This window comes from Vibrio rhizosphaerae (assembly GCF_024347095.1).
Lineage (GTDB): Bacteria > Pseudomonadota > Gammaproteobacteria > Enterobacterales > Vibrionaceae > Vibrio > Vibrio rhizosphaerae.
This window is the reverse complement of the sequence record NZ_AP024903.1, coordinates 3,495,589-3,506,364: the sequence shown is the minus strand read 5'-3', so window position 1 is coordinate 3,506,364 and position 10,776 is coordinate 3,495,589. Positions and strand designations below refer to the sequence as shown.

The following is a 10,776-nucleotide window of genomic DNA, read 5'->3' as shown; positions in this document are numbered from 1 at the left end:
TGTTCCCTCACTCTGATTAGATGATCGATAAAGACTGGCAATTCTACCTGTTGATCTTCAAGATCTCCAGTAATTGATCGTCAATCCTGTAAACTAGATCCAAGTTATTCACAATTTTTGGCCATTTTATTCTTGGATCATCCCTAAATGTCCCTGATTTACCCACACAGACATCCACAAAACAAAGATCTTACAAAGTTATCCCCAGATTAATATATTGTCGCTTCAATGGGGAATGACGGATAAATTGAGTCAGATAAAAAGCATAGCAAAGAAATAAACCATATGAGTATAGACACACATAGTGATGATAGGTTATGACCCATAACTTATGGTTATTTCTTTTGTTATGCTATATATCATTAAAATAAGCGCCTGATAGATTTTGGAGATCAACATGAAGAAATGGTTTATTGCTGCAATTGCGGCCCTCGCTTTTACAACAATTAACGTCCATGCAGCAACCGAAGTGAAAGTCGGTATGTCTGGCCGCTACTTCCCGTTCACGTTTGTCAAACAGGATGAACTCCAAGGGTTTGAAGTTGATCTATGGAAAGAAATAGGCAAACGTAATGATTATCAAGTGAAATTCGTTACAGCCAGCTTTTCCGGGCTGTTTGGCCTGCTGGAAACCGGACGCATCGATACCATATCGAACCAAATCACCATCACAGACGCCCGTAAACAGAAATATCTCTTTTCTGCACCGTATGTCATTGATGGCGCACAAATCGCCGTACGTAAAGGCAACAATACCATTCACAATTTAGAAGATCTGAAAGGCAAAACCGTTGCCGTTAACTTAGGATCAAACTTTGAACAGCTGTTGCGTCAGCACGATAAAGACCATCAGATCAACATCAAAACTTATGACTCAAGCTTTGAACAGGATGTTGCTCTGGGTCGGATCGATGCCTTTGTGATGGATCGTCTTTCGATTCTGGAAGTGATTCAAAAATCAGGGTTACCGCTTCAACTGGCAGGAAAACCATTCGAAACTATTGAGAATGCCTGGCCTTTCCTCAATAATGAAAAAGGTAAGAAGCTTCAGGGTGAAGTGAACAAAGCGCTTGCAGCGATGCGTGCCGACGGCACACTGAGTAAAATTTCACAAAAATGGTTCGATACCGATATCACTCAAAGATAACGCACGATCGCCATGAGACCTGAGGGTTCATGACAACATTTTAAGCCCACTGTCCAGATCGCACAGTGGGTTTATTTTTAAATACACACCAATGCATTGACACCAATATTCAGGAATCACTGCCGTTGTCGGTTCTTGATTCCCAGATAAAAAAGAAGACATACATTATGGGTTTTGATTTTCAATATATGCTGGGGCTGATGCCAATTCTGCTCAAATACCTCAGCATTACCATCGAGTTAGCCTGTTGGGGCATGGTGCTTGCCATCATTTTATCGGTCATCATTGCGAATATTCGCGTCTTCCGCATTCCTGTTTTTGATCAGATTTGCCAACTTTATATCAGCTATTTTCGAGGCACCCCGCTGCTGGTTCAGCTGTTCCTCTTTTATTATGGCTTACCGCAGATTTTCCCCGTGATGACCGGTATGGACGCATATAGTGCTGCGATTCTTGGTCTGGCTCTTCACTTTTCGGCCTATATGGCAGAAACCATTCGCGCTGCGATTACAGGGGTAGACCGAAGCCAAATGGAAGCAAGTCTGTCCATCGGCATGACCACGGTGCAATCGATGCGCCGGATTATTCTGCCGCAAGCCAGCCGAATCGCCTTACCCTCGCTGATGAACTATTTCATCGATATGATTAAATCTACTTCATTGGCATTTACACTCGGGGTTGCTGAAATCATGGCGAAAGCACAAATGGAAGCCTCTTCCAGCTTTCATTATTTTGAAGCTTTCCTCGCCGTCTCTTTCATTTACTGGGGAATCACCATTATCCTGACCCGAATTCAGAGCTGGGCAGAACACAAACTCAATAAGGCGTATATGAGATGATCAAGTTAACTAATATTCATAAACGTTTCGGAAAGAGTGAAGTACTCAAAGGGATTGATCTTCAAATCAATCGCGGGGAAATCATTGTCATCATCGGATCGAGTGGCACCGGTAAATCAACGTTGTTGCGCTGTGTCAACTTTCTCGAGAGTGCCGACCAAGGCACGATTACCATTGATAATGTCAGTGTCGATAGTACTCACCCAAATAAAGAAGATGTTCTGGCACTGAGACGCAAAACCGGATTCGTGTTTCAAAACTATGCCCTGTTTGCTCATCTCACCGCAAAACAGAACATTGCAGAAGGGTTGATCACTGTCCGGGGCTGGAAAAAAGATCAGGCTTACGAGCGTGCTCAGCAGATTCTCAATGATATCGGGCTTGGGGATAAAAGTGATCAGTATCCGGCATCACTTTCCGGCGGTCAGCAACAGCGTGTTGGGATCGGGCGGGCCATGGCGCAGGAACCAGAACTGCTGTTATTTGATGAACCAACATCGGCGCTCGACCCAGAGTGGGTGGGCGAAGTGCTGAGTTTGATGAAGAAATTGGCCCAGGATCATCAGACCATGCTGGTGGTCACCCATGAAATGCAATTTGCCAAAGAAGTCGCAGATCGTGTGATCTTTATGGCTGAAGGAAACATTGTTGAACAAGGATCTCCACAGGATATATTCGATAATCCACAGGATATCCGCTTGCAAAAATTCTTAAATCAGGTTGGGATCGAATAAGGATCCTTGAGATTTTATCCGTACAACGTATAATCGCCCGACCAAATTGAAATGAAGCATGACATCCTGCCAATTTACTTCTATGTCGGTCGGCAAAACCGAAATAAAAGGCAATTGATAAGCCAGAGATTCAGGGGCTTCGTTTCCCCAATTATTGACACCTTCGGTGGCAGTGATTACAATTCCGCCTCTTTGTTGCAAGGCGTCGGAATTTTTCCTCTTGAAAAAGAGGCAGACAGAACCCAACGCCGGGTTTAACAAGAACCTAGAAACTACTGATCAGTAAGGTAAAAACAATGAAACGCACTTTTCAACCTACAGTTCTGAAGCGCAAACGTACTCACGGTTTCCGTGCTCGTATGGCAACTAAGAACGGTCGTAAAGTAATTAACGCACGTCGTGCGAAAGGCCGTGCACGCCTGTCAAAATAATCTGAATTTATTTTGAACAAGTACGCTTTTCGTCGGGAGTTACGTTTGTTAACTCCCGAACACTACCAACACGTATTCCAGCAAGCCCATAGTGCTGGCTCGCCTCACTTTACCATCATTGCCCGTAAAAACGCTCTTTCCCACCCAAGACTGGGATTAGCCGTTCCGAAAAAACAGATAAAAACTGCCGTTGGCCGCAATCGTTTTAAGCGACTTGCACGGGAAAGTTTTCGCCTGAAGCAGCACGAATTACCACATAAAGACTTTGTCGTGATTGCCAAAAAAAGCGCTCAGGAACTCAGCAATGAGGAAATAACAAAGCTGTTTGATAAACTATGGCAACGCCTGTCTCGCCCTTATCGTGGTTAGTCATTGGACTGATTTATCTCTACAGGTGGCTGATTAGCCCTCTGTTAGGACCACGTTGTCGCTTTACACCAACCTGCTCTCGATATGCGATTGAAGCATTGAAAGCTCACGGTTTTGTAAAAGGATGTTGGTTATCAGGCAAACGTCTATTAAAATGCCACCCTCTGAATGAAGGGGGCTATGACCCCGTTCCACCTAACCCAAGACAAGACAGAGATAAATAACGATGGATTCTCAACGTAATATCCTGTTAATCGCTTTGGCGCTGGTTTCTTTCTTACTGTTCCAGAAATGGCAAGTAGCACAGAACCCTGCCCCAACTGCGGTTGAGCAGACACAATCAAGTAGTTCAGTCCCTGCTGCTCCTCCAGGCTCAGATGAGTTTGAACCGGTATCAACGCAGGATGTTGCAGGAAAAATAGTGACCGTGAAAACGGACGTCCTCACTCTTGCCATCAATACGGTCGGTGGTGACGTTATCTCTGCGAAACTGAATAAATACTCTAAAGAGCTGAATTCAGACCAACCTTTTGCGCTGCTGAAAAAGAACAATGATTTTCAGTTTATCGCGCAAAGCGGCCTGATTGGCCCACAAGGGATCGATAAGAGCAATAGTCGTCCGACTTATCAAGTTGCCCAAAGCAGTTATCAACTGACTGATGGTCAAGACGAAGTTCGTGTCCCGTTGACTTATCAAGCGAACGGCATTACCTACACCAAAACATTCACCCTGAAACGGAACAGCTATGCGATTGATGTTGATTTCAATGTCAATAACCAGTCAGGCCAGAATGCTGCTGTCGGGATGTATGCACATCTGCGTCAGACTCTGGAAGCGACCGGTAGTAGCTTTGCCATGTCAACTTATCACGGTGGTGCTTACTCGACCGAAGAGACCCGCTACAAAAAATTCAGCTTTAGTGACATGAAAGATCACGCTCTGAACCTTACCTTAAACAATGGTCAAGGCTGGGCAGCGATGATCCAACACTATTTTGCTGCAGCATGGATTCCGCGTCAGGCACCGGATACCAAACTATTTTCTCGGGTAATGGCTAACCGTAATCTCGGTGACATCGGTATCCGCGAACCAAACCGGACCATCGCAACTGGCGAAAGCACCGACTTCAATGCCACTTTATGGGTTGGCCCGAAACTGCAAGACCAAATGGCAGCGACGGCACCAAATCTGGATCTCGTTGTGGATTACGGCTGGTTATGGTTTATTGCCAAACCACTGCATAGCCTGCTTTCCTTCATTCAGAGCATTGTCTCTAACTGGGGTATCGCAATTATCTGTCTGACCTTTATTGTTCGTGGTGTGATGTATCCGCTGACTAAGGCTCAGTATACTTCCATGGCTAAAATGCGCATGCTGCAACCGAAATTGCAAGCAATGCGTGAACGCATTGGTGATGACCGCCAACGCATGAGTCAGGAAATGATGGCTCTCTATAAATCAGAGAAAGTGAACCCGCTGGGCGGCTGTTTCCCGATTCTGCTGCAAATGCCGATCTTCATCTCGCTCTACTGGGCTCTGATGGAATCTGTTGAGCTCCGCCACCAGCCGTTCTTTGGCTGGATTCATGACTTATCTGCCCAAGACCCATACTACATCCTGCCACTTTTAATGGGTGCCAGTATGTTTATGTTGCAGAAAATGAGCCCGACAACAGTGACCGATCCGATGCAACAGAAGATCATGACCTTTATGCCAGTCGCATTTACGGTCTTCTTCCTGTTCTTCCCATCCGGTCTGGTCCTGTACTGGTTGGTCTCAAACATCGTCACTCTGATCCAGCAAATGTTGATCTACAAAGCGCTGGAGAAGAAAGGTTTACACTCGAAGAAGTAGACCAGAGTCATGAGAAAAGAGGCGGCCAAAGGGTCGCCTTTTTATTAGCGGCTGATTACAATGCGCATCATACGATCCATCATGACAGTCCATGATGAATATTGCCTTTTTTGACTGAACAGACCAATTCACTATGACTACAGACACAATCGTTGCACAGGCAACACCGACAGGCCGTGGTGGTGTCGGAATTATTCGAGTATCCGGACCGAAGGCGGCTGACGTCGCCCAAGCGTTGACCGGCAAAACCCTCCGGGCCCGATATGCAGAATATCTTCCCTTTCAGGATGAAGACGGTACCCAGTTAGATCAGGGCATTGCTTTGTTTTTCCCCAACCCTCATTCATTTACCGGTGAAGATGTACTGGAACTGCAAGGCCATGGGGGCCCTGTTGTCATGGATATGCTGATTCGCCGGATTCTGACCATTCCCGGCATTCGCACTGCACGCCCGGGAGAGTTCTCCGAACGCGCGTTCCTCAACGACAAACTGGATCTCGCACAGGCAGAAGCCATTGCCGATTTAATCGATGCCAGTTCAGAACAGGCCGCCAAATCCGCATTACAATCGCTGCAAGGGCAATTCTCGACCCGAATTCATACCTTGGTTGAGTCATTAATCCATCTGCGAATCTATGTCGAAGCTGCGATTGATTTCCCAGAAGAAGAGATCGACTTTCTGGCAGATGGGAAAGTCGCCGCAGATCTGCAAACGATTATTGATAACCTAAACATGGTCCGGCGGGAAGCCAGCCAAGGCGCTCTGATGCGTGAAGGTATGAAAGTCGTCATTGCCGGACGACCCAATGCCGGCAAATCAAGCCTGCTCAATGCACTCTCCGGTAAAGAGTCCGCGATTGTCACAGATATCGCCGGAACCACCCGGGACGTGCTGAGAGAGCATATCCACATTGACGGTATGCCACTGCACATTATCGATACCGCAGGGCTGCGGGAAGCATCCGATGAAGTCGAACGCATCGGGATTGAGCGCGCCTGGGATGAAATCAAACAAGCGGATCGCGTTTTGTTCATGGTGGATGGCACCACAACCGACGCAACCGATCCGAAAGAGATCTGGCCAGATTTCGTTGATCGTCTCCCGGAGAACATCGGAATGACCGTGATCCGTAATAAAGCCGATCAAACCAACGAACCGATGGGGATCTGCCACGTCAATGCACCCACATTGATCCGCCTGTCAGCCAAAACCGGCGAAGGGGTCGAAGCCCTGAGAAGCCACCTGAAAGACTGCATGGGATTCACCGGTAGCCAAGAAGGCAGCTTCATGGCCCGCCGCCGCCACCTCGATGCCTTAGATAAAGCCGCCGAACACCTCGCCATTGGTCAGCAACAACTCGAAGGCTACATGGCCGGAGAAATCCTCGCCGAAGAACTGCGCATCACCCAGCAGCATCTCAATGAGATCACCGGTGAGTTTAGTTCTGATGACTTACTGGGACGGATCTTTTCGAGTTTCTGTATCGGGAAGTAAAGTCGCTTTTTAATCAGAGAAACGAGTAAAACCCTTCACAACAAATCAAGCCAATTATGGTCATTTTGGAATTTTGTTTATGAATCGGTTTTACTCCCTTTTACATACCTTTGCTTCATGCCTTGTTGCTTGCTATTCATGCCCAGTCAAAAAGTCCCATTACAAACAATTAAAAACTATCTATTCAATAAAATTAGAGCATTCTCCGGCACAATATCTCATCATAAAAAGAAAATGAAACTGAATGTATAATTAACTAAGTGATAAATTTAGAATAATTCCTCTCCAAGTCAGTGAGGCATCTATGGTGTCATCCCTTCAAGCCTGACCTTATAGGTTTTCTCCAAATAAACAACACCACGAAAATCGTATAAAGCAAAAAATCAACAACCCCATCATTCTGAGGACAACAACCAAATGAAAAGCGGTCGGTATTGGGTAACATGGGCAAATTCACATGCAAAGAATAGCCAGAGTGTTGAGGATCTTGAAGCTGGATTCAAAGCCAACGCCAAAGCTTTTATCAAAGCATTAACCGATGCTGGTGCAACCGTGAAAATATCAACGACCAAAAGAAGCGCCAAACGAGCCTATCTGTTTCACTGGTCGTGGAAAATTTCACAGGGGAAATGCAAGCCATCAGAAGCTAAAAAAATGTCTGGGGTTGATATTCAATGGGATCATAACGATCTGGCAAAAAGTAAGGCCGGTGCTCTGGAAATGGTCAAAGGGTTTGGGTTAGCCGTTCCTCCCAGAAGTATTTATCCACCTTCACTGACAAGTAATCATATTGCTGGAAAAGCTATCGATATGACCATTACATGGAGTGGTACAATCACGATCAAGAAAAACGATGGTACTGGTGTTAAAGTGACTTATATGAAAAATGTCAATGATAATACGGTATTGCACACTGTTGGAGCGTCTTATAGTGTTAAAAAGCTAAAAAGTGACGCACCACACTGGTCATATAATGGAAGATAAAATGAAACAATTATTACGCTTCAGCACTGTTTTGTTACTCACATCCTGCCATGCAATACCAGAAAGCAATCATCACTCTGGTTTTCATGATATTGGCTGGATGCATGGTAAATGTCTGGCGATCAAAAATTCAAAACTGAAATTACCTGTTGAAGTCACTGTCGTTCATCTGGAAAACAACAATCAAATCACCCAGGGCCATGTCATCAATAAGGCCACATCGGCTGACAACTGTTATGCGCTAACAGAAGACAGAAAACAAATAAATATCAACAACGGCTATAGTTTTTATCAGGTCAGTTCAGAGAGTGATATTGGCTTGGCAATCGGACTGATTCATATTCCTGAGCCCAAAAAGTATAGTTACCATTACTGTACAACCAGCGAAGGAATTCAATACTCGATGAAACTTCAGGGAAACAGTGTCTGGCAAGGGTATTACTATATTGGCTATGATTCAGAAGAAACCTGCTCAGATGAAGTCAATCTCTAATCATACCTTCACGAGCCGCATATTTTGCATCGACTCCATACAAAGAGCAGGTGCAAAAATCGGTTTATTCCAGCCAACCGCCTTGATCCCAGTTATCATATCCTATCGTTCCGCTTATGTTATGCCGCCAAATAATCTCCTTATAGCTTAATTCAAGGACTTCATTCATCTCTTCTTTATGATCAATAACGGTGTGAGGAAGTTTAAAACTGATTCCTGTAATCACTGCTTTTTTCAATTCAATAGAATAAAATTTTTCGTTATATCCCTGCTCATTGGTTCTGAAGAAGTCAATCACACAATCCAAATATTCTTGTTTAGCAAATGCAGTCGATAGTAGGGGGCTGGATTTATCAATATTTTTGATAATTTGAATCGGATGATGTGTCTTCCCGTGTTGGCCCTGATCTTTAAACATATTTTGTTCACAAGCCAGAATGGTAATTTCATCAGTATGAGTTTCCTGATATTTATTTCCCATTGAATCTTTGGTGTTACAACCACTGGAAATCACCCCTTGCTTCTCACCATTAACCGTCATATATGCTATATGTGCCATCTGCTCATACCCACCATTATGTAAATAATGAAATATGATGACTAACAGGAATGCTGTCTATAACTTCTTTATGCAATTAGTTTCAAATTGATTTTGTACCAAAATTTTACACATACAAATCAGTTGATTATCAATAATATTTCTGACGCTATTTACTTTTGATTAAGCAGCCACAGTAAAATCAGATCTTCATCCTTACACATAATAAAGGAGAGCCCAGCTCTCCTTTTGCTTTTCAGTGTTACACCCCATCCTCTTGCTGTAACTGCATTTCATCAAAGGTAATCAGGTTATTGAGGTACAACAGCACCTCTCGCAGTTCATGCTGATTGGTTCCGGCATCGGTACACAGGCCGAGAAAATCGATCAGATAACCTCGGGCGGTCAGCGGTAAATTAGGGGTAAATTGCGCAGGCATATTGGCCTCCTTTGTGATGGTTGGATATTCACCACCAAGGAGGTCCGAATCTCTGGAGGTGGTGAGCTGAACGGGTTCGAACTACCGTCACAAAGGAAACGGCCTGACCGAAGCCAGCCTCATTCAGCCCACCATTATTATTCAATATAGGTGAAGCCACACATAATAAAGCCAGCAACCGCTGTCGTCTATGTACCTTTATGATCAATGCGGGGTTCGAATCCCGACGCCGGAGATCACCGACGTGTGTTCAGCTTAAACAGCAGCGGGGGTTGCCGCGACGCCCTAAAGAGAAATATTTGTTCTGACTCGCAGAAAGTCATCCTTTGGCCAACATCTTCATTACCTATTTTTACGAGTGATTTCACGGTCTGAGGGTGATCGATGTTCACCATTCAAAACTATACCTCTCAGGAGTCGATTAACGGATCAAGTGCATGATCGATGAAATCCCCAACAGAGCAATGGTGATGATCATGAACAGTTACCCACAAACCACACACATCACTATACAAGTTATCTCCCAGATCGAATCTTACGACTGCACACGGGTTGATCCCATGCTATCCACACAATATACAGTTGTGTCTTTCTTTCCCGCTTCGGTTTGATTACTCTTATGCCTACGTTTTGTTGCTCGACACATATTGCAGACATGCATTGAGTCAGTCGGTTGAATCAGAAGCAACACATTCCATTAGTGAAATACCATTGTGAAGAGGATGAATATGATCCATATCATTACGGGGAGCACGCTCGGCGGCGCTGAATATGTCGGTGATCATCTTGATGAACTATTACAACAACAAGGCCATAAGACCGAGATCCATAACCAGCCGAATTTCGCGGATATCCCGGCAGAAGGCATTTGGCTGATCATTACATCGACACACGGAGCGGGTGAATATCCGGATAATATTCAACCCTTTATCCGCGCACTTCAGGATACCCCGCCCAGAACGGACAAATTATCTTTTGCTGTTGTCGCGATCGGTGATTCCAGCTATGACACATTCTGCGCCGCAGGAAAACATGCCTACGAGCTGCTGCTCGATATCGGGGCAACCCCGCTGACAGACTGCTATACGATTGATATTCTTGAACATCCGGTCCCGGAAGATGCCGCCGGAGAATGGCTCACACAGCATCTGGCACAATTCAATGAATGACGGGTTGTGTATAACAAGTTACTCACAGGGTAGTCGAAACTGCCCTGAAATCATGTCCCCTGCTTTTCCACATTAAGCATCACAAAAGCTCCATCGCAGAGAAACGGTTTTTTATCTCTCATAACACATCTCTTTTATACCGGTCATGATGATATCAAAACGGAAATAATCACTGATGCGGCATCTATTGATAGACAGACAGCTTGTAACTGCCGTTAAATATAAAATCAGTTGCTTAAAATAATCGCTTAAAATCACTCGCCATTGATAAGATGATTAAAAT

The 10,776-nt window shown here is 44.8% G+C and carries 13 protein-coding genes; 11 read left to right on the top strand and 2 right to left on the bottom strand.

The window, feature by feature from the left end:
- Positions 1 to 397 precede the first annotated feature (397 nt).
- From OCV37_RS15265 to OCV37_RS15220, 10 genes are all read left to right on the top strand, one after another.
- A complete protein-coding gene (locus tag OCV37_RS15265) occupies positions 398 to 1,147 on the top strand; it encodes an amino acid ABC transporter substrate-binding protein (protein WP_038180450.1) in 750 nt (249 codons plus the stop codon).
- Between the two features lie 167 nt (positions 1,148 to 1,314).
- Positions 1,315 to 1,986: an amino acid ABC transporter permease gene (locus OCV37_RS15260; RefSeq protein ID WP_038180452.1), complete on the top strand. Its 672-nt coding sequence runs from the start codon at positions 1,315 to 1,317 to the stop codon at positions 1,984 to 1,986.
- The gene (locus OCV37_RS15255; protein ID WP_038180455.1) at positions 1,983 to 2,720 is read left to right on the top strand and encodes an amino acid ABC transporter ATP-binding protein; all 738 of its coding nucleotides are present in this window, start codon (positions 1,983 to 1,985) and stop codon (positions 2,718 to 2,720) included. The genes OCV37_RS15260 and OCV37_RS15255 overlap by 4 nt, the downstream gene beginning before the upstream one ends.
- A gap of 296 nt (positions 2,721 to 3,016) precedes the next feature.
- Positions 3,017 to 3,151 carry a 50S ribosomal protein L34 gene (gene rpmH, locus OCV37_RS15250; protein WP_005378825.1) on the top strand — a complete coding sequence of 45 codons (135 nt, stop codon included), beginning with the start codon at positions 3,017 to 3,019 and terminating at the stop codon, positions 3,149 to 3,151.
- 45 nt (positions 3,152 to 3,196) lie between these two features.
- Positions 3,197 to 3,520 carry a ribonuclease P protein component gene (gene rnpA / locus OCV37_RS15245; protein WP_051680481.1) on the top strand — a complete coding sequence of 108 codons (324 nt, stop codon included), beginning with the start codon at positions 3,197 to 3,199 and terminating at the stop codon, positions 3,518 to 3,520.
- On the top strand, positions 3,487 to 3,744 hold the full coding sequence (gene yidD / locus OCV37_RS15240) for a membrane protein insertion efficiency factor YidD (RefSeq protein WP_074374016.1): 258 nt from the start codon (positions 3,487 to 3,489) through the stop codon (positions 3,742 to 3,744). Before rnpA ends, yidD begins: the two co-directional genes overlap by 34 nt.
- Positions 3,745 to 3,746: 2 nt before the next feature.
- Complete coding sequence (gene yidC, locus OCV37_RS15235) at positions 3,747 to 5,375, top strand: membrane protein insertase YidC (RefSeq protein ID WP_038180461.1); 1,629 nt, start codon at positions 3,747 to 3,749, stop codon at positions 5,373 to 5,375.
- 133 nt (positions 5,376 to 5,508) lie between these two features.
- Positions 5,509 to 6,870 (top strand): tRNA uridine-5-carboxymethylaminomethyl(34) synthesis GTPase MnmE, encoded by a 1,362-nt coding sequence (gene mnmE, locus OCV37_RS15230; RefSeq protein WP_038180463.1) that lies wholly within the window; start codon positions 5,509 to 5,511, stop codon positions 6,868 to 6,870.
- A gap of 417 nt (positions 6,871 to 7,287) precedes the next feature.
- Positions 7,288 to 7,854: a hypothetical protein gene (locus OCV37_RS15225; RefSeq protein ID WP_038180466.1), complete on the top strand. Its 567-nt coding sequence runs from the start codon at positions 7,288 to 7,290 to the stop codon at positions 7,852 to 7,854.
- Between the two features lies 1 nt (position 7,855).
- Positions 7,856 to 8,347 carry a hypothetical protein gene (locus OCV37_RS15220; RefSeq protein ID WP_038180470.1) on the top strand — a complete coding sequence of 164 codons (492 nt, stop codon included), beginning with the start codon at positions 7,856 to 7,858 and terminating at the stop codon, positions 8,345 to 8,347.
- Between the two features lie 64 nt (positions 8,348 to 8,411).
- Here the strand turns inward: OCV37_RS15220 and OCV37_RS15215 are convergent, their stop codons facing one another.
- Complete coding sequence (locus OCV37_RS15215; protein ID WP_038180473.1) at positions 8,412 to 8,906, bottom strand: Hcp family type VI secretion system effector; 495 nt, start codon at positions 8,904 to 8,906, stop codon at positions 8,412 to 8,414.
- 241 nt (positions 8,907 to 9,147) lie between these two features.
- Positions 9,148 to 9,324, bottom strand: a complete 177-nt coding sequence (locus OCV37_RS15210; RefSeq protein ID WP_157634943.1) for a hypothetical protein — start codon at positions 9,322 to 9,324, stop codon at positions 9,148 to 9,150.
- Positions 9,325 to 10,052: 728 nt separating this feature from the next.
- Between OCV37_RS15210 and mioC the strand changes: the two genes are divergently transcribed.
- Entirely contained in the window at positions 10,053 to 10,493 is a 441-nt protein-coding gene (gene mioC / locus OCV37_RS15205) for an FMN-binding protein MioC (protein ID WP_038180546.1), read from the top strand.
- The last annotated feature ends 283 nt before the right edge of the window (positions 10,494 to 10,776 follow it).

Excerpts from the sequence above, each read along its gene's own strand:
- OCV37_RS15215 (WP_038180473.1), bottom strand. The coding sequence starts at position 8,906 with ATGGCACATATAGCATATATGACGGTTAATGGTGAGAAGCAAGGGGTG.
- OCV37_RS15260 (WP_038180452.1), top strand. The coding sequence starts at position 1,315 with ATGGGTTTTGATTTTCAATATATGCTGGGGCTGATGCCAATTCTGCTC.
- OCV37_RS15220 (WP_038180470.1), top strand. The coding sequence starts at position 7,856 with ATGAAACAATTATTACGCTTCAGCACTGTTTTGTTACTCACATCCTGC.
- mioC (WP_038180546.1), top strand. The coding sequence starts at position 10,053 with ATGATCCATATCATTACGGGGAGCACGCTCGGCGGCGCTGAATATGTC.
- OCV37_RS15255 (WP_038180455.1), top strand. The coding sequence starts at position 1,983 with ATGATCAAGTTAACTAATATTCATAAACGTTTCGGAAAGAGTGAAGTA.
- OCV37_RS15225 (WP_038180466.1), top strand. The coding sequence starts at position 7,288 with ATGAAAAGCGGTCGGTATTGGGTAACATGGGCAAATTCACATGCAAAG.
- OCV37_RS15210 (WP_157634943.1), bottom strand. The coding sequence starts at position 9,324 with ATGCCTGCGCAATTTACCCCTAATTTACCGCTGACCGCCCGAGGTTAT.
- yidD (WP_074374016.1), top strand. The coding sequence starts at position 3,487 with ATGGCAACGCCTGTCTCGCCCTTATCGTGGTTAGTCATTGGACTGATT.
- mnmE (WP_038180463.1), top strand. The coding sequence starts at position 5,509 with ATGACTACAGACACAATCGTTGCACAGGCAACACCGACAGGCCGTGGT.
- OCV37_RS15265 (WP_038180450.1), top strand. The coding sequence starts at position 398 with ATGAAGAAATGGTTTATTGCTGCAATTGCGGCCCTCGCTTTTACAACA.
- rpmH (WP_005378825.1), top strand. The coding sequence starts at position 3,017 with ATGAAACGCACTTTTCAACCTACAGTTCTGAAGCGCAAACGTACTCAC.
- yidC (WP_038180461.1), top strand. The coding sequence starts at position 3,747 with ATGGATTCTCAACGTAATATCCTGTTAATCGCTTTGGCGCTGGTTTCT.